This window comes from Paenibacillus sp. FSL R5-0912 (genome assembly GCF_000758605.1).
Taxonomy (GTDB): Bacteria; Bacillota; Bacilli; order Paenibacillales; family Paenibacillaceae; genus Paenibacillus_AQ.
Genome location: NZ_CP009282.1, coordinates 5,246,583 through 5,263,640, shown reverse-complemented (window position 1 = coordinate 5,263,640; position 17,058 = coordinate 5,246,583). Strand labels below are relative to the sequence as shown.

Genomic DNA, 17,058 nt, shown 5'->3' with positions numbered 1-17,058 from the left:
CAGCACTCCTTCACCGGGTGGTAACCTCCACAGAGCTGCCGGAGGTCTGGAAGCCGAAATAGCCTGCTGCATTATTGTAGGAGATATCCTCTACCATAGCGCCCAGTAAGTCTATGTCATCCGGTGCCTCGCCGCGTTCCACCAGTTCCCCGAGCAGCTCACAGAGCACCCGGCGGAAATATTCGTGCCGAGTATAAGAGAGGAAGCTGCGTGAATCGGTCAGCATGCCGACGAAGTTCCCCAGCAGGCTGCCCTCAGCCAGCAGGGTCAACTGCTGGCGCATACCGCTGCGCGTATCGTTGTACCACCAGCCGGAGCCGAGCTGGAGCTTGCCGGCGGTATCCTTCTGGTAACAGCCCAGCAGGGCCAGCAGGGCTGGGTAGTCGCCGGGATTCAGCGAGTACAGAATCGTCTTCGGCAGTCCGCTGCCGCTCTCAGCACGGTCAAGCAGCTTCGACAGCGGTGTGGTGAGCGGCAGATCATTAATGCCGTCGTATCCGGTATCCGGCCCGAGCTTCCGGAACATCGGCGTGTTGTTGTTGCGGTATGCATGCAAATGAAGCTGCATGGTCCAGCCTTTGGCCTGGTAGAAGCCGATCAGTGCAGTCAGCAGCTCTGTACGGTAGAGGGTAATTTCCTGCGGTGACAGGGAAGCGCCCTGAAGTCTTTTGGCGAAGACCGCCTGGGCAGCTTCCGGTTCACCATCCTCGTAACGCAGCACATCGAGGGCATGGTCCGACAAGCGGCAGCCATTCTCATGGAAGAAGTCCACACGGTTACTCAGTGCCTCAAGCAGTGCCTGATAGGTCTTGACCTGCTGGCCTGCAGCTTCCTCCAGCTTGCCGATCCAGGCGCTGAAGCCCTCGGCATCGATGTTCAGTGCCTTGTCGGGACGGAAGGTCGGGAACACCTGGAACGCAGTCTCAGAGTCTCTGAGCAGCTTGTGGTATTCCAGCGAGTCTGCCGGATCATCCGTAGTACAGATTACCTTGACGTTCGAACTGCGGATCAGACCACGCCGGGTGAATGACGGTTCGGCCAGCTTGCGGTTCACCTTCTCCCAGATTGCCGGGGCTGAAGCTTCGTTCAGGAGATCATTCACTCCGAAGAAGCGGCGGAGCTCCAGATGGGTCCAGCTGTACAGCGGGTTGCCGATGGCTTTCGGGAGTGTACGGGCCCAGGCCAGAAATTTATCATAATCGGAGGCGTCCCCGGTAATATGCGATTCCGGCACACCGTTCGCGCGCATCAGCCGCCATTTGTAATGATCTCCATAGAGCCAGGCTGCGGTGAGGTTCTCGAACGGTTGATCTTCATAGATTTCGCGCGGGTCCAGATGGCAATGGTAATCGACAATCGGCATTGCTTTGGCATGCTGATGAAAGAGCTGGCGTGCGGTATCGCCGCATAACATGAAATCTTCATTAAGAAACATGGATAAGATCTCCCTTACATGAATTTGGACAGGGTTTATAGCGTAACGCCGGTTTTGAAAATAGCCAGCTCACGCACTTCGTTCTGCTCGTTCCGTGTTTTCTGGCCGCTGGCGACATCAATGATATAAGTGATGAATTCCTCCAGTACATCGGCCATCGGTGTTTCCAGCAGAGGACCGGCGTTGAAGTCCATCCAGTGGCCTTTTTTGGCAAAAAGATCGTTGTTGGTGGCCACCTTCACCGTAGGCACGAAGCTGCCGAACGGCGTTCCGCGTCCGGTAGTGAACAGCACCAGCTGGCAATCCGAAGCAGCGAGAGCGGAGGCGGCTACCAGATCGTTGCCGGGAGCCTGCAGGAGGCTCAGCCCTTTTTTGCGCAGCTTCACGCCGTATTGCAGCACATCCACCACCGGCGAGGTTCCAGCCTTCTGGGTGCAGCCCAGCGACTTGTCCTCCAGAGTGCTGATGCCGCCGGCTTTGTTGCCGGGGGAAGGATTCTCGTATACAGGTTCGCCGTAGGAGAGGAAATACTGTTTGAAGTTATTGATCAGCGAGACGATCTCTTCATAGACCTCATGGCTTTCTGCACGCGCCATCAGCATTTTCTCTGCACCGAACATTTCCGGCACTTCCGTCAGTACCGAGGTTCCGCCCTGGGAGATGATGAAGTCGGAGAACGCCCCCAGCAGCGGATTAGCTGTGATCCCGGAGAACCCGTCAGAGCCGCCGCATTTCAGGCCGATGTTCAGCTCGCTAAGCGGAACAGGCTCACGTACATCGTTCTTCGCAGCTTCATACAGCTGCTCCAGCAGCTCAAGACCGGCTTCTACCTCATTGCCCACCTCCTGGGCAACCAGGAATTTCACCCGCGACTCGTCATAATCGCCCAGCATGCTGCGGAATTCGGAGACGATGTTGTTCTCGCAGCCGAGTCCGAACACGAGCACCCCTCCGGCATTCGGATGGTTGACCGCGTCGAGCAGAATACTGCGGGTCATGCGGTGATCATCGCCGAGCTGCGAGCAGCCGTAAGGATGCTTCAGTACCGTGAAGTTATCGAAGCCGCCGAGATCGGGATGCTCAGCCTTGAACTCCTGCAGCATTTGCTCGGCAATCCCGTTCACACAGCCGACGGTCGGGATAATGAACAGGTCATTACGGATGCCGACTTTGCCATTGCTCCGGCGATAGCCCTGGAAGGTCAGATCACGGCGGGGATACGTAACCTGATGAACATCCGGCACATACTCATATTCCTCTTCGCCGGACAGATTGGTCTTGATATTATGCGTATGAATCCAGTCCCCTGCGGCAATTGGAGCGATGGCATGGCCGATAGGATAACCGTATTTGGTGATAACCTCATCAGTCTGGAAACCGGTCAGGGCAATCTTGTGGCCCTGCGGAATATCCTGGGCTGCCTGAAGCGTCAAGCCGTCTATGGTAAGCTGCTCCCCGGCCGATATCGGCCGCAGGGCTACAGCTACTGTATCTCTGGGATTCATTTTCATTAAGTGCTTCATGTTGACCCTCCTAAGTTTGATAGTTATTCCTAGCCGACAAGCTGCTGCAGAGCGGCGCGGGAATCGTGCTGCTCCAGCTGCTGAAGATGGGCGTTAATCTCAGCTGTGAGTCCGGACAGCAAGGACAAATCCTGTCCCCACAGGCTGGTGTTGCTGAGAATGGTGCCTGCGAAGCTTGCCGGATCACTCCATGCCTGTGTGAAAGTCTCCAGGATTTCCTGACTGTCCTGCAGCGGCACCCGGTCACCGCGGTAGCTGAGCAGGAGGGCGGCGAAGGCGAGCGTAATCCGCTCCGGAAGCTTGCCGCGTTCCTGCTGGTAGCGGAGCAGCACTGGAAGTAGCCGGGTTTTGAATTTGGAGATGCTGTTCAGCGAGATGGAAGTCAGCTCATGGCGGATGAACGGATTTCTGAACCGTTCCTGCACGGCATCCGCATAGGATAGCAGCTCTTCAGCAGGCAGATCCAGCATAGGAATCAGTTCGTCTTCGATCAGCTGCTTCACGAAGCGGGAGAATGTTTCGTCATTCATAACATCCTCAACGGTTTCCAGACCCGCCAGCAAACCCAGTGGAACCATTGCCGTATGCGGCCCGTTCAGCAGATGAACCTTGCGTTCGCGGTAAGGCGTCATATCAGGAGTGACTATAACGTTCAGTCCGGCCTTGGCCAGCGGCAGCCGCTCAGCCAGTGATTCCGGCCCTTCAATGACCCAGAACAGGAAAGGCTCGGAAGTAACCATCACATAGTCCAGATATCCCAGTTCAGCTTCCAGCTCAGCGGCCTTATCGCACGGATAACCCGGAACGATCCGGTCAACCAGACTGCAGCAGAAGGTATTCTCCTCCTTCAGCCATTGCAGGAATTCCCCGCCCAGATTCCAGTCAGCGGCGTATTGCTGAACAATTTCCTGCAATTTCTCACCGTTGCGGTCGATCAGCTCGCAGGGGATGATGACGAAGCCTTTTTTGCCTAGCTCGAAACGGCGGTGGAGCAGCGCAGTCAGCTTGCCAGGGAAGCTCTTCGGCGGCGTGCCGTCTGCACGGTCGCCCGGAAGATAGGCAATACCGGCTTCCGTAGTGTTAGAGGTGATGAATTCCAGCTCATCATTCTCTGCAAGCGCAAGATAACTCCCGTAATCGCTATAAGGGTTAATAACGCGGCTGACCGAAGAAATGATTTCCCGCGTGTTGACCGTCTGGTTATCCATAATGCCGTTCAGCAGCACGGTGTAGAGATTGTCCTGGGCGGCCATGAATCCGCCGACTCCCCCGGGTCCTTGTTCAATCGGCTGAATCAGTACGGCGCTTCCGTTAAACAGGCCAAGATTGTTCATTTGCTGCAGCTGCCAGTCCACGAAGGCGCGCATAAAGTTGCCTTCGCCGAATTGGATCATCCGTTCAGGATGCAGGGTTAACCCCGGGTGGGTACTTCTGGATAAACGGTTTGTCATAATGGTCATGATCTCCTTTTAAAGTATAATATCATAAATGCACACGTTAACATTTTATTTAGAGCAAACCCTGAAATGCGTCATTGTAAGACGTTATTCGTGTCTGCTGAAAATACAAAGCGGGGCAAGCCGGGGAGCCCGGCACGTGCGGGTTAATTCACTGCGCAGAACCAGCACTCAACTCAGATCTTGGCGACAGTATCGCGTACCATGAGGCCGGTCTTGACGAATAGCTGCTGCGGCTCTGTTTCGGGCTGCTGCAACAGCTGAATCAGCATTTTCATACCGAGCTCACTGATCTCCGCAATGGGCTTGCGGACGGTGGTCAGGGCAGGATTCGTATAACGGGCGAACATAATATCGTCGAATCCAATCAGGGATATCTGTCCCGGCACATCTACCTTATGGGCATAACAGGCGTTCATCGCGCCAATGGCCATATCATCGTTGGAGCAGAATACAGCCGTAGGCTGATCCTCAAGGCTGAGCAGCGCGGTCATTGCCGCATAGCCGCTCTCGATGCTGTAATCTCCTGAAGCGAAATAATCGGGATTAAGCGCCAGACGGCCTGCAATCAGGCTGTCCATGAACCCTTGCTTGCGTTCGCTTGACGATTTGAAGCCGGGCTTCCCTTCAATAATGGCCAGCTTCCGGTGCCCTTGAAGCACAGCGTAATCAATCGCTTCCTTTACGCCTTCGCGGTCATTGGCTACAACATTCATAATGCCCGGGTCCTCCAGATGGCGGTTCAGCACCACAAGCGGTATGCCCATCTTCTTCACATGATAGATGAAGGCATTATCCTCATCACTCTGGCTCATGACCAGAATGCCGTCGAAACGCTGGGGCTGAATATTGCTGAAATTATGGACACCGTCTATTCCGTTAACGGTCAGATTGTAGTTCTCATCCAGGATATGCGTAATGCCTTTGACCGCATCAACCAGGAAGCTTGCTGAAGTACCCTGCTCAATGCTTGAGAAGAACAGCCCGATGGTGAATGATCTCTTCGTAACCAGACTCTTGGCGCTGTAATTCGGTACATAATTCATTTCCGCGGCGATTCGCTCAATCTTATCCCGGGTGACTTTCTTGATCAGCGGGCTGCCGTTCAGCGCTCTGGATACAGTCGTGTGGGAGACGCCGGCGACGCGTGCAATATCTTTGATAGTAATCATAATATCTCTCCGGGAAAATAGAATTGTTAACGATTTCAGTTTAGTGCTACAACCGCATCAAGTCAAGACATTATTGAAATGCACACGTTAAAATTTATCTGGAATATTACTGTGAAGTGGCGGTATAATTTACGTGACAAAGAATGCCGGTTTGAACAGGACCTGTTTCTTCAGGGGGGACGAAGCAATGCTGGTGGGCAAGCGGGACTTTTGCGATTACCAGAGTATCAAGGGAGCGGTGGATGAACTTGAACGGGATCCGCTGGAGAAGCCGGTGACCCTGTATATTATATCAGGTGTGTATGAAGAGGCGGTAAGAATATACCGGTCCAATCTTAATAGTGGGCATCGGGTAAGTGGTAATGACCATGAACAGACAAGCCAAGGCGCTGCTACACCCTACACTGTTCCTCGGCGGCCGGAAGCTGATGCTTGAGAACCTGATTATAGCGAACAGAGCAGGGCAAGGAAATGACATCGGGCAGGCTGTAGCGGTATCGGCCCATTGTGGGGAATCCAATTGGAATTCACTTCCCCCAAGCAGGAGAACTCCGGCCAAAAGGGGAAAGTACAGCATAGACCTGTTAGCGGCGTGGGGCTTGATTGTGCTGGAATTTGGTAATATCGCGGGCATAATGCGAGACAGTGCCGTCGAATCTTTTGAGCCGCACATATTCCTCGGAGAACTTCTCTACAATTCCGACTCCAACCTGGGAGTACATTCCATCGGGGTCAAGCTGCAAGGCGGACACGAAGGTCTGCGATAAAGCGGCAACCCAGAAATCAGCATTTTGGACCAGTGTCTGCGGCATAATCCCAGCCCCTTCCATTTGTAATATGAATATAACGTTGAAGAATCTTAAGCACTATTCTACGACACATAGCGGGTTTTGAAAATAGGATTTCTTTTCTGAAATAGTTGAAAATTTTCCCGGAATTGTGCTTGAAGGCCGGACGAAGGATGAAGGTGGCTGTTCCCTCGTGAGTGTTGGGAGAAAGACGGTTTATACTACCCTGGCGTTAATGGTTATGGTGAACAAAAAAATATAGCAAATAAGGTGGAGGGCAGTATGGAAGCAGAAACGCGGCAAGCACGGGAGATATTCATCCGGTATCTGGGCAGCCCGGCCCAAATGCACCGTGATGGTGCCCTTAAGCAGTACAAACAATATGGCATTGTCCGGGAAATGGAGCTTCAATGGTTTCAGGAGATGATCGCGGAAGGGTGCGGGCGTCTGTCGATCAGGGACTGGGAGGCTGTTGCCGGGCTTGAAGCCTTGTCCAAGAACTATCAGGACCCGGTCATTGTGGACAAGACAGCTTCTTTCGCCTCCCGCAACCTGATGAGCGCAGACAGTATAGTCAGACTGATGTATGCAGAAGCTCTGGTAGACATCATCCGCGCCCATAAAATAGTAATTACCCGCGAACTGCTTTTCAGCGCCTGCCGGATCGCCGTGCAACTGCTAGAAAGTGTGGTAACACAGCCGCTGGTGACAGACCCCGGCCATGAGCTGCAGCAGCTCGGACTCAAGGACAAGCGGGCGCTGAACAGCCGGGCGAAGAAAAGCATTGAAGAAGTGGAGCGCCTGATTAACTGACCGGCATAACCGTTATTATGGAAGGGGAAACTCAGATGCAGATAAGAACCGAGACAGCGGCGCAGGATTATAGTCAAGTATTTGAACTGAATGTCAAGGCATTCGGAACCGGGAGGATGAATCCAGGCTGATTGAGCGGATCAGAGCTTCGGAGGAGTTCGTGCCGGAGCTGTCCATTGTTGCCGAGCAGGATGGCGCTGTCGTTGGGCATATTTTATTAAGCCGTGCCAAGGTATTGGACGGGAATCATTTTAACGTGACATAAGGCTGTCCAGTTTGTTATGTTACGCTGTTCTGACAAGTGATCTGAACACAATCAGCAGGAGGAATCATAGGATGGCGGAACCATTAAAAGCAATGTACAACAAGGAATTCCTGCGCAGCCTCGGCACTAAGATCCATGCCGTATACGGTTCATTTGATGCGGAGGACTTCACCGCTGCGGCAATGAAAGAGCCTTGGGAGGAACTGGAGCTTAAGGCGCGGATGCGGCGGATCACAGAGACTCTGGGGGCATTCCTGCCATCGCGTTATGAAGAAGCATTAGATATTTTGTACGCCATCGATAAAGACTGTGTCGGGTTTCCGTATCTGATCTTCCCTGATTTCGTCGAGGTGTTCGGCGGCAGGGAGGAGCACTGGGAGTTGTCCACGGCGGCGCTGGAACGGTTCACGCCGAAATCCTCGGCAGAGTTCGCCGTCAGGCCGTTCATGCTGCGGGACCCGCAGCGGATGATGATTCAGATGCTGGCCTGGGCAGAGCACCCGGATGAGCATGTGCGGCGTCTGGCCAGCGAAGGCAGCCGGCCCCGTCTTCCATGGGGCCAGGCGCTGCCGATGTTCAAGCGCGATCCGTCCCCGGTGCTGCCGCTGCTGGAGAAGCTGAAGGCGGACCCGTCGCTCTATGTACGCAAGAGTGTGGCCAACAATCTGAACGATATCGCGAAGGATCATCCGGCTGTCGTCATTGACACAGCCCGCCGCTGGAAAGGCAACAATGTGAATACGGACTGGATTGTGCGGCATGGCTGCCGGTCGCTGATCCGTAAGGCGGCCCCGGAGATTATGGAGCTGTTCGGTTATGCTCCTGAAGAGAGCGGTGCGCCGCTGGTCACCGCTGCTGTCCTCGCGGCAGAACCGGCTGAGCTGCGGATCGGTGACCACTGCGAACTGCAGTATGCCCTCACCATCCGGGAAGGTGAACCGGTGCGTATCCGCATCGAATACGGGATAGACTTCGTGAAGGCAGGAGGAAAGACCTCCCGCAAGCTCTTTCTGTTGTCAGACAAAACAGTCCCCGGGGGTTCCAGACTGGCTGGTGTACGGACGCACCGCTGGGCCGACCTGACCACCCGCCGGCATTATCCCGGACAACATACCGTGACGCTGCTGGTAAATGGCCGCGAAGCGGCAAGCACATCACTGCTTCTCGAACCTCAGAATGAAAGGGGAACGGTTTAATGATTACGAATAATCTGTTAATCAAGCTGAAGGACAACAGCCCGGAGCGCATTGCTGAAACCCGTGAAGTGCTGCTGGGCATGCGTGGTCAAATCGGCCAAATCCATGAATTGAAGGTGGAGGTGGATGTCCGCAGCGGCTCTTACGATCTGATGCTGATTGTGCAATATGAGAGCATGGCGGATCTGGAAGCCTATCTGGTTCATCCGGTGCATGTCAGGGTTTCGGAGTACATTACTGGTGTTCTGCAGTCGGCAGGTTCCTTCTGTTATGAATCCTGATTCGGTAAAAGTCAGGGATTCAGCGAATCTTGAGGGATATGCGGATTATCCGCAACCTCCTCCTGCGCCAACCTGCACAACAAAGCGGATGTCCATGCAGCCCTCTCAGGGCTTCCGGAACATCCGCTTCTTTATTTCAGCCAGCCTGTGTTCACCGCATAAAATATACGTCAACACCAGCCCTGTCTAATCTTTGATATTGCCTGCCATCTTAAGCCGTTTGGCAATCTCCTTGAATTCCTCGGCCGAGATTCCCGGTGCGAATTCCTCCTTGGACTCGGGAGCCTCGGGAATCGGTACACCTTCAGGCACGCCTTGAATAACCTCAAGCGGAAGCCCGTCCTCTGGATGGGTGCCCTTCCAGATCTGGTCAATGGAGCTGAAATCCTTATCACTCCAGGTGTACAGCTTCGTATGCACGCCTTTTTCTTCATACTTTCTAGCTTCATTGAACGATTTGTTGTCAAGGGAAGGGATCGGCACAAGCTTGGTTACATTGACGCCTGTGGCAATCTCCAGTGCCTTGGCATAAGCGACCACATGAACGCCTCCACGGACAAGGAGGAAGCCGACAACAGCACGTGCAGCCGGATGGTCGGTCATTTCGTAGACCTTCATTTTATGTGTTCTGGCCCCGCATTCCAGGAAGAAGTTATGCAGCAGATCTTCCACGAGGTTGCCGCTGTTGAACACATTGGCCCCGGTCCAGGGGTTACCCATGGAATCGAACGGCATGGCACCCTGGGCTCCGGCCAGGAAGTGATAGGACAGCCGGGCATCTTTTACAGCATCCAATGGAGTAGAGTCCGGCTTCTTATAATCCGTGGAACCTCTAAGACATTTGTTAACCGCGTGGGAGACGAGTTCGACATGGCCTAACTCCTCTGCGGTAATGCTCATTACCAGATCGTAGAAGGGCTTCAGCTTCTCCTTGGAACGGAAGTTAAAGGACTGATACAGATAGTTGTTGAGTGTTGACATCTCACCAAATTTACCGCCAAGCAGTTCCTGTACAGCCGCAGCAGCATTCGGATCTGGTTTCTCGACGTCCGGAATCTCAATCATAATCTCATCCATGCGTTTGAACATTGGCTTGTCATCCTCCTTAGCGCTTCAGCAGTCATGATATTGCTGTACAGCCCTAAATTAAACGCAATCCTTCATGCTCAAACATCAACGGACCGGAAGCTGTACATGCAGCTGGTGGTTGTTCTTCTGCTCCCGTGCAGCCATGCTCAGGACATAACTTCTAGTCCCGCTGGCGGGGGCCTTCTGCCAGAGGCGGTAGCCTTCCGTGTTGATTACAGCCGCATTGTCAGTACTGGCGGTCCCTGCAAAATAAATCTCATTCAGCCGGCCGACCACATCCGCCATCGCTTTCAGCTCGGTATCCGTGTAATTAGCATAGGCTGTGTCCGCGGTCAGCCGGGAATAACTGCGGGTCGCGGAGCGCTTGCGGAAATTCGCTTCGCTGTAAGTGTTGAACTGTAGCAGATTCTGATCTGTGCTGCCCGAGGCTGCGGCCCACAGCTCCATCCCTAATTTAGCCGTATTGTAATCCAGGGTCTGATTGGCAGCTGAATAGTTTAAGATGCCGTATTGATGCGGGAATACCGATAAGGCACTGTCTGCGATGTCAAAGATGCTGTTACCGTCCTTCTGATATTCACTTATATCCTGAATATGGATGTGGCCGCTCAGTGTGGTATGGATATTATTGCGCAGCAGGGCTTCAATTACCTGCCCGTTATCATCGACAGTGAAGCCCTCCTGGATGAAATCGCTGTGATCCAGCAGGCTGTGATGCATGACTGCTACGATCTGAGCATCATGTGCCGCAGCCATTTCACCGCAGGTATCAATCCATTTGAGGGTCGAAGCGCTCACCTTGCCCTCAAGCTGCGGATTTCCCAGAATTTTATTATTCTTGTACTGCGCGGTGTCGAGCATAAGCAGCCATAAATCATCCGACGGGGCGGCGAGATAGCTCAGCGAATCCTCATCTTCCAGCAGCGCTTCATCGTAACCGAGGCTGTCATAGATCTTGCGGAACTGTTTAGGTGTAACGGAATCCGTGTCATATTGGCGCTTACCCTTGAATTTACGGGCCCAGGGATTCTGGATATCGTGATTGCCGGGTATCACATATACCCGGGTCCCGGTCTCCTGTTCGATGGTCTTCAGATGTTTGGCCAGGTCTTTATGGCTGGCTTCTTCACCATTGTTGCTGAGATCTCCGCTAATGATGACGGCATCCGGCTTACGGATGCCAATGTCGTATCCGAGGGCTTCCATCATTTCGTTGCTGTATCCCAGCTGTTTACCATCTCCGGCAGCCAGAAACTGATTGAAGGCAGGCCCGAGATCCCGCAGGCTTTGAGATAAATAGTGCGTATCGGTAGTCGTAAGAATACTAAGATCATGGCCGGACTGTATACGGTATTGCGGTTGTTGATTCTCTTCTTGCCCGCTGCAGGATGAGAACAGCAGCAGCAATAGGGAGAGTATGACGGACTTACGGACGGATAACATGGGTTCTGCACCTCTTTTCCTGGTAGAAACCGCAAAAAGGTGTCCCCGGCAAGATTGCCCTGAAGGGAACACCTCCTGTACAGAATAACTTATTTCTTGACTTCAGTCACACCGGTTACCTTGCCTTGGTCAGCTGCCGTGTAGGTAGCCTGGTATTTGGCATCCGAGAAATAGACATTGCCTTCGATGGTAGCATTCACAACAGCGAAGCCGTCAGCTTCAACGTAGACATCCCCAACAAAGGTACCGCCCTGAATACGGGCATTTTCACTGCGGATTGTCATTTTTGGAGCGGTAAGTGTGAAGGAATTGGTGATGTTGTGATCTGCATCCTGGGTATAGAGCGCGATTTTGCGGGCCGGCTCTTCCTTATTGATGAACTGTCCGTCTACCACAAGCTCTTCCGTGAAGGTCAGGTCATTCAGGACTGCGGCGATCCAGTGGCCGTCTTTGCTGATCGCCTTCTTGAAGGCTTCATTATTATCAACGACGGAGACTGATGTTACAGCATCCGGTGCTTCGGTGGCCGTGGCCGTATTGCCGTTATTTGCGGACGTGTTTGTATTTGCCGCATTGTTGTTGGCCGAGTTGCCGCATCCGACGAGCAGGGTCAGAGTGAATACGGCTGCTATTGCTGCGAGCTTTCTCATGTAAATAACCTCCTTATGGTGTGTGTTGCTGTAGATTTATTTTTCCTTTAAAATTAATATAGAATGACTAGTGCGGAATTAATGTGATTCAATTCACAATTGGTAATTATATTTACCGATCGTTCTATAAATGGTAAAATTGACTCAGAAAGGAGCATGGTGATGGCGAGAAGCAAAGAATTCGACATTGATGATGTACTGTTAAAGGCGATGAATATCTTCTGGCAGCAGGGCTATGAGAAAACCTCGATGCAGGATCTTGTAACTGGCATGGGGATTCACAAGAGAAGCATGTATGACACATTTGGAGACAAGCATACTTTATATATAAAAGCACTGGAGCGGTTCGCAGCCATCAACGCCTCCCGGATGGAGAGCCGGATCGAAGGTATTTCCTCGGCTAAAGCTGCGATCACCCTGCTGTTCGAAGCAACGATTCACAGAAGTGAAGACGAGCCCAAGGGTTGTCTGCTGGTGAATACCGCAGTGGAGCTGTCCAATCATGATCCGGAAGCAGCAACCAAAGCGAATGATGCTTTTCTGAATACCGAACGTCTCATTGAACGGCTGATTCAGCACGGACAGGCTAGCGGTGAGCTCTCCGGTCGGTATCAGGCCTCCGCGCTTGCTGCTTATCTGCATAATGCCCTCGTCGGGCTGCGGGTCATGGTCAAAACCACCCGGGATATTAACAAGCTCCAGACTATCGTTAACACTACGCTTGCCGTATTGGAATAATGCGGCCCTAATAGTATGAACACGCCTGCTGGTAATTATCCAATTTTAATTTAGGCTCACAGCAGTGGTGCTGAGCTTATTTTCACTTCAATATCGCTGCTGTTTGGATTACAATATGTTTTTGATGATTCATCAGCGTTTAGGAAGGAGACGTATTCATGGCTAAGCAGAAATACTATGTGGTGTGGGAAGGCAAGCAGCCGGGAGTGTACAGCACTTGGGCAGAATGCCAGGCGCAGACCGATCACTATACCGGAGCGAAATATAAATCCTATGAGAGCAAAGCGGCGGCGGATACGGCCTATAAGGCGGGCTGGAAAGGCAACTGGGGAACAGGACCTACATCATCCGGCGCAGGTGCCAAGAGTAAAACGGCAAACAGCTGGAGCCGCAGTGCCTCGGTAGAAACGTCAGAGGAGATTGATTATGACAGCATCTCTGTAGATGTCGGCACCCGCGGCAATCCCGGACCGGTAGAATACAAAGGCGTAGACACGCAGACCGGTGACATTATTTTTTCCTGCGGTCCAATCAGTAAGGGAACGAATAACCTCGGGGAATTTCTGGCGATTGTCCATGCGCTGGCTCTGCTTAAGAAGGAAGGCAGCAGCCGTACGGTCTATACCGACTCCGTGAATGCTATGAAGTGGGTGAAGCAGAAGAAGGTCGCTACTACCTTGCCCCGGGATGCTTCCACAGCGGAAATCTGGACGCTGATTGACCGGGCGGAGAGCTGGCTGCGCAACCATACATATGAGAATAAGGTGCTGAAATGGCAGACTAAGGTGTGGGGCGAGATCAAAGCAGATTACGGGCGCAAATAAATTCTGCGGGTTCTGGTTAATAACAGGTAATGAATGAATACTACAGGGAAGCAAGCAGGAGGAGAACGGGATGTTTGGCAATGATTGGGATGAGGTACTGCAGGAAGAAACGCATAAGCCCTATTTTGAAGAGCTGCGTTATGCGCTGGCACGTGAATATAAGCAATATACAGTCTATCCGCCAAAAGACAAGCTGTTCTCAGCGCTGAAGCTGACGCCTTACAGCAAGACCCGGGTGGTCATTCTGGGTCAGGACCCGTATCATGGGGCGGGACAAGCTCATGGCCTGAGTTTCTCGGTCGAGCCGGGAGTGCGGATTCCTCCGTCACTGCGCAATATTTATACCGAGCTGCATAATGATCTGGGCGTACCTGTGCCGAACCATGGTTCTCTGCTCCACTGGGCAGAAGAAGGGGTGCTGATGCTTAACGCAGTGCTGACCGTACGTGAAGGCCAGCCGAACTCGCATAAAGGCCTGGGCTGGGAGACGTTTACAGATGCCATCATGGAGAAGCTGAATGAACGGACAGAACCGATGGTGTTCATCCTGTGGGGCAGTCATGCCCAGCTCAAAGGGGCTTCGATTGACCGCAGCAGGCATAAGGTTATTCAATCTCCGCATCCAAGTCCGTTCTCGGCCCACCGCGGATTTCTCGGCAGCCATCCGTTCTCACAGGCTAACTCCTATCTGGAGTCGCACGGGCTTACAGGAATCGATTGGTCCATACCGAATGTATAAGTAGCACGGACACAGCGAAGGGGGTGGAGCCATGAAGCATTGGGTAGGCAGACCGGTCATTATGTACTGCGGAGAAGAGCCATATACGATCATGAAAGGCGTGCTGCGCAGATGGGACCCTGCAGCTTCGGTAGCCGTAATCGGACATCAGGAGATTGCCGTCCCTTTTCGTGATATTGTGTTCATCAAGGCATTGGCTCCCAAGGAGAGGGCATTGCCCCCGGTCCTCCATTCCGTAGGGTACGTGATGAGGGAACGCCAGCAGTTTGACAACGCAGTATATTTCAAGTCGGCGGTCACCATCTGGAAAGGTGATCAGCTGGTTGCCCTCAATACGACCATCGTAGCGCACACTAAGGGTTCAGTCACGCTCCGCGACGGGCAGAACCTGCTGAAGGGCAATCACATTTTTGTGGTGCGCTCTCTGCGGGGCTGAGATTGCGAAACGGAAGGCTTCGGAAGGTACAGCAAAACGGGCCAATCTCTTATTTAGAGATTGGCCCGTTTTGCTGTTTTTGTTATTTGGATATTATGATATTTGACTGTTGTGGATAAGATCTGCGTATTAGTTATAGATAAGATGCTTTCGAATTGTGGCGATCCGTTTGTAGAATGAATTAATTCTTATTCTTATATCAGAAATCCCTCTGTTCCCGCCGATAGTAAGCGGAACAGGGAAATTAAAGGGATAAATTCCTCTAATCCCGCCGAAAGTAGGCGGAACGGAGAAATCAAGGGGATAAATCCCTCTAATTCCGTCGAACTTTGAGCAAATGACCAAATGAGGAACATTAGTGCTCTTGATTCCACCGGACGCAACCCAAATGAGCAAATGAGGGGCATTAATGCCCTTGATTTCACCGGACGCAACCCAAATGAGCAAATGAGGGGCATTAGTGCTCTTGATTCCACCGGACGCAACCCAAATGACCAAATGAGGGACATTAATGCCCTTGATTCCCCCGGACGCAACCCAAATGAGCAAATGAGGGGCATTAATGCCCTTGATTCCACCGGACGCAACCCAAATGAGCAAATGAGGGGCATTAATGCCCTTGATTCCCCCGGACGCAACCCAAATGAGCAAATGAGGGGCATTAATGCCCTTGATTCTACCGGACGCAACCCAAATGAGCAAATGAGGGGCATTAATGCCCTTGATTCCACCCCCTGGTATCCCAGAATTAGTCTACTTGGAGCAATGTGAGGTTGCCTTATAAGCTTTATTGCCTGTATGAGCTTATATTAGTTTGCACATGCCCCATCTGCTCCAGCAGAATTCGCCCTTTGGGCGAATTCAGTCTTGAAATATAACACTCAAACCAGGTTTAACTGAACTACAACTGAACTACAACTGCTCTTCCTTAACTATCTCGACCTCAATCCCTTCCGGTGCTATAGGCCCGGGACCGCCCGGATCATCCTCACGCTCAGCGATAATGATTTCATAAATTCGCAAGAAGAGGATTTTGAGAATCATATATACAGGCAGCGCAATGAGCACACCGATAATGCCGAAGAAGTCGCCGCCTATCAGGACAAGCACAACGGTTGTCAGCGGATGTACATCCAGGGATTTACCGTAGATAATCGGTGACAGAACATTATCCTGAATCTGCTGGGCAACGACGATGATGACCAGAGACCAGAGCGCCATCGAAGGTGATTCAATGAATCCTACGATAATAACCGGGATTGCCGCTAGCAGCGAGCCGACATACGGAATGAAGTTAAGCGGAATGGATATGACGGCCAGCAACAGGGAATAAGGCAGGCCGATTACCAGAAATCCGATGTAGAGAATAATGCCCAGCACCACATTCAGCAGGACGCGCGTAACGATGAAGCCGCTTAGCGCACTGTCGATATCCTTCAGCATATCCTGGCCTTCCTTGCGGAACTTTCTCGGTATCAGGCCCTGAAGAATCGGAGACAGCTTATGTCCATCCTTCAGCATGTAATAGAGAATAATCGGCAGCGTGGCGATGACTACTACGATGCTGGAGATGACACCGATCAGATTGGACATGGAATTGGTCACCCAGGTAATAGCGTCATTCAAGTACCCGGAGAGCCGGGTAGCCAGATCGGTATCGCCCTTGAAAAAACGGGATAATGACGGATCATTCTGCAGCTTGTTGAACTGATTCTGCAGTCCCTCTACCAGATACGGCGTGTTGTCAATGAAATTCTGGATTTGCTCGCGCAATGTCGGCCAGACCAGCACCCAGAACAGGACGAACAATCCGATAAAGACGAGATAGATTAGGAGAATCGAGAGTGCGCGTCCAAGTTTTTTGGTCTCCAGAAAGTTGACGAGCGGGCGAAGCAGATAAAACATGAAGCCCGACAGCATCATTGGCACAAGCAGAAGATTAAAGATGGACACGAGAGGCGTGAATAAGAAGATAACTTTGGAACCCAGATACAATATCGTCAAAAAGGCGATAATGGCCAGGCTTGTCCGGAAATATTTGCTTTGAAGCACAGGAGCCCCTCCAATCTTATAATTTATGTTTATGTATACGCATCAGGAGCAACAGCGTTCTATCTTATTTTATAAGACTGCTGTATATCAATTTGCCTGATTCTATCTTTATAACCGAATTAGGAGAGATTGATTCACTACTGGTGAGTCTTGCCGT

General features: G+C 52.1%; 17 protein-coding genes. 8 read left to right on the top strand and 9 right to left on the bottom strand.

The window, feature by feature from the left end:
* Positions 1-10: 10 nt before the first annotated feature.
* The 4 genes from uxaC to R50912_RS22450 form a co-directional block, all read right to left on the bottom strand.
* Positions 11-1,435: a glucuronate isomerase gene (gene uxaC, locus R50912_RS22465; protein WP_042238013.1), complete on the bottom strand. Its 1,425-nt coding sequence runs from the start codon at positions 1,433-1,435 to the stop codon at positions 11-13.
* A gap of 35 nt (positions 1,436-1,470) precedes the next feature.
* Complete coding sequence (locus R50912_RS22460) at positions 1,471-2,958, bottom strand: UxaA family hydrolase (protein WP_042238011.1); 1,488 nt, start codon at positions 2,956-2,958, stop codon at positions 1,471-1,473.
* 29 nt (positions 2,959-2,987) lie between these two features.
* Positions 2,988-4,409, bottom strand: coding sequence for a tagaturonate reductase (locus tag R50912_RS22455; RefSeq protein WP_081956603.1), 1,422 nt, complete (start codon positions 4,407-4,409; stop codon positions 2,988-2,990).
* Positions 4,410-4,591: 182 nt separating this feature from the next.
* The gene (locus R50912_RS22450; protein WP_081956602.1) at positions 4,592-5,587 is read right to left on the bottom strand and encodes a LacI family DNA-binding transcriptional regulator; all 996 of its coding nucleotides are present in this window, start codon (positions 5,585-5,587) and stop codon (positions 4,592-4,594) included.
* A 187-nt stretch (positions 5,588-5,774) separates the two neighbouring features.
* On the opposite strand from R50912_RS22450, the gene R50912_RS22445 reads away from it, so the two are divergent.
* Positions 5,775-6,023 carry a hypothetical protein gene (locus R50912_RS22445; RefSeq protein WP_042238005.1) on the top strand — a complete coding sequence of 83 codons (249 nt, stop codon included), beginning with the start codon at positions 5,775-5,777 and terminating at the stop codon, positions 6,021-6,023.
* A 148-nt stretch (positions 6,024-6,171) separates the two neighbouring features.
* Here R50912_RS22445 and R50912_RS22440 read toward each other — a convergent pair whose 3' ends face one another.
* Positions 6,172-6,399: a hypothetical protein gene (locus tag R50912_RS22440; RefSeq protein ID WP_052416612.1), complete on the bottom strand. Its 228-nt coding sequence runs from the start codon at positions 6,397-6,399 to the stop codon at positions 6,172-6,174.
* Positions 6,400-6,657: 258 nt separating this feature from the next.
* On the opposite strand from R50912_RS22440, the gene R50912_RS22435 reads away from it, so the two are divergent.
* From R50912_RS22435 to R50912_RS22425, 3 genes are all read left to right on the top strand, one after another.
* Positions 6,658-7,188 carry a hypothetical protein gene (locus R50912_RS22435; protein WP_042238001.1) on the top strand — a complete coding sequence of 177 codons (531 nt, stop codon included), beginning with the start codon at positions 6,658-6,660 and terminating at the stop codon, positions 7,186-7,188.
* Positions 7,189-7,524: 336 nt separating this feature from the next.
* A complete protein-coding gene (locus R50912_RS22430) occupies positions 7,525-8,649 on the top strand; it encodes a DNA alkylation repair protein (protein ID WP_042238000.1) in 1,125 nt (374 codons plus the stop codon).
* Positions 8,649-8,930: a Dabb family protein gene (locus tag R50912_RS22425; RefSeq protein WP_042237998.1), complete on the top strand. Its 282-nt coding sequence runs from the start codon at positions 8,649-8,651 to the stop codon at positions 8,928-8,930. Before R50912_RS22430 ends, R50912_RS22425 begins: the two co-directional genes overlap by 1 nt.
* 186 nt (positions 8,931-9,116) lie before the next feature.
* Here the strand turns inward: R50912_RS22425 and R50912_RS22420 are convergent, their stop codons facing one another.
* The 3 genes from R50912_RS22420 to R50912_RS22410 form a co-directional block, all read right to left on the bottom strand.
* Positions 9,117-10,019, bottom strand: a complete 903-nt coding sequence (locus R50912_RS22420) for a manganese catalase family protein (RefSeq protein WP_039295366.1) — start codon at positions 10,017-10,019, stop codon at positions 9,117-9,119.
* A gap of 84 nt (positions 10,020-10,103) precedes the next feature.
* Positions 10,104-11,462 carry a metallophosphoesterase gene (locus tag R50912_RS22415; protein ID WP_042237995.1) on the bottom strand — a complete coding sequence of 453 codons (1,359 nt, stop codon included), beginning with the start codon at positions 11,460-11,462 and terminating at the stop codon, positions 10,104-10,106.
* Positions 11,463-11,551: 89 nt separating this feature from the next.
* Positions 11,552-12,112 carry a hypothetical protein gene (locus R50912_RS22410; RefSeq protein ID WP_042138799.1) on the bottom strand — a complete coding sequence of 187 codons (561 nt, stop codon included), beginning with the start codon at positions 12,110-12,112 and terminating at the stop codon, positions 11,552-11,554.
* Between the two features lie 162 nt (positions 12,113-12,274).
* Here R50912_RS22410 and R50912_RS22405 point away from each other — a divergent pair, with 162 nt between their 5' ends.
* The 4 genes from R50912_RS22405 (at position 12,275) to R50912_RS22390 (ending at position 14,849) form a co-directional block, all read left to right on the top strand.
* On the top strand, positions 12,275-12,850 hold the full coding sequence (locus R50912_RS22405; RefSeq protein WP_042237993.1) for a TetR/AcrR family transcriptional regulator: 576 nt from the start codon (positions 12,275-12,277) through the stop codon (positions 12,848-12,850).
* A 158-nt stretch (positions 12,851-13,008) separates the two neighbouring features.
* Complete coding sequence (gene rnhA / locus R50912_RS22400) at positions 13,009-13,674, top strand: ribonuclease H (RefSeq protein ID WP_042237991.1); 666 nt, start codon at positions 13,009-13,011, stop codon at positions 13,672-13,674.
* A gap of 70 nt (positions 13,675-13,744) precedes the next feature.
* On the top strand, positions 13,745-14,413 hold the full coding sequence (gene ung / locus R50912_RS22395; protein WP_039295373.1) for a uracil-DNA glycosylase: 669 nt from the start codon (positions 13,745-13,747) through the stop codon (positions 14,411-14,413).
* Between the two features lie 31 nt (positions 14,414-14,444).
* On the top strand, positions 14,445-14,849 hold the full coding sequence (locus R50912_RS22390) for a hypothetical protein (protein ID WP_039295375.1): 405 nt from the start codon (positions 14,445-14,447) through the stop codon (positions 14,847-14,849).
* Positions 14,850-15,761: 912 nt separating this feature from the next.
* Here the strand turns inward: R50912_RS22390 and R50912_RS22380 are convergent.
* Positions 15,762-16,901, bottom strand: coding sequence for an AI-2E family transporter (locus R50912_RS22380; protein WP_063840078.1), 1,140 nt, complete (start codon positions 16,899-16,901; stop codon positions 15,762-15,764).
* Positions 16,902-17,058 lie beyond the last annotated feature (157 nt).

Bases quoted from the DNA above. Each gene is read 5' to 3' on its own strand.
- uxaC (WP_042238013.1), bottom strand. From the start codon at position 1,435: ATGTTTCTTAATGAAGATTTCATGTTATGCGGCGATACCGCACGCCAG.
- R50912_RS22460 (WP_042238011.1), bottom strand. From the start codon at position 2,958: ATGAAGCACTTAATGAAAATGAATCCCAGAGATACAGTAGCTGTAGCC.
- R50912_RS22455 (WP_081956603.1), bottom strand. From the start codon at position 4,409: ATGACAAACCGTTTATCCAGAAGTACCCACCCGGGGTTAACCCTGCAT.
- R50912_RS22450 (WP_081956602.1), bottom strand. From the start codon at position 5,587: ATGATTACTATCAAAGATATTGCACGCGTCGCCGGCGTCTCCCACACG.
- R50912_RS22445 (WP_042238005.1), top strand. From the start codon at position 5,775: ATGCTGGTGGGCAAGCGGGACTTTTGCGATTACCAGAGTATCAAGGGA.
- R50912_RS22440 (WP_052416612.1), bottom strand. From the start codon at position 6,399: ATGCCGCAGACACTGGTCCAAAATGCTGATTTCTGGGTTGCCGCTTTA.
- R50912_RS22435 (WP_042238001.1), top strand. From the start codon at position 6,658: ATGGAAGCAGAAACGCGGCAAGCACGGGAGATATTCATCCGGTATCTG.
- R50912_RS22430 (WP_042238000.1), top strand. From the start codon at position 7,525: ATGGCGGAACCATTAAAAGCAATGTACAACAAGGAATTCCTGCGCAGC.
- R50912_RS22425 (WP_042237998.1), top strand. From the start codon at position 8,649: ATGATTACGAATAATCTGTTAATCAAGCTGAAGGACAACAGCCCGGAG.
- R50912_RS22420 (WP_039295366.1), bottom strand. From the start codon at position 10,019: ATGTTCAAACGCATGGATGAGATTATGATTGAGATTCCGGACGTCGAG.
- R50912_RS22415 (WP_042237995.1), bottom strand. From the start codon at position 11,462: ATGTTATCCGTCCGTAAGTCCGTCATACTCTCCCTATTGCTGCTGCTG.
- R50912_RS22410 (WP_042138799.1), bottom strand. From the start codon at position 12,112: ATGAGAAAGCTCGCAGCAATAGCAGCCGTATTCACTCTGACCCTGCTC.
- R50912_RS22405 (WP_042237993.1), top strand. From the start codon at position 12,275: ATGGCGAGAAGCAAAGAATTCGACATTGATGATGTACTGTTAAAGGCG.
- rnhA (WP_042237991.1), top strand. From the start codon at position 13,009: ATGGCTAAGCAGAAATACTATGTGGTGTGGGAAGGCAAGCAGCCGGGA.
- ung (WP_039295373.1), top strand. From the start codon at position 13,745: ATGTTTGGCAATGATTGGGATGAGGTACTGCAGGAAGAAACGCATAAG.
- R50912_RS22390 (WP_039295375.1), top strand. From the start codon at position 14,445: ATGAAGCATTGGGTAGGCAGACCGGTCATTATGTACTGCGGAGAAGAG.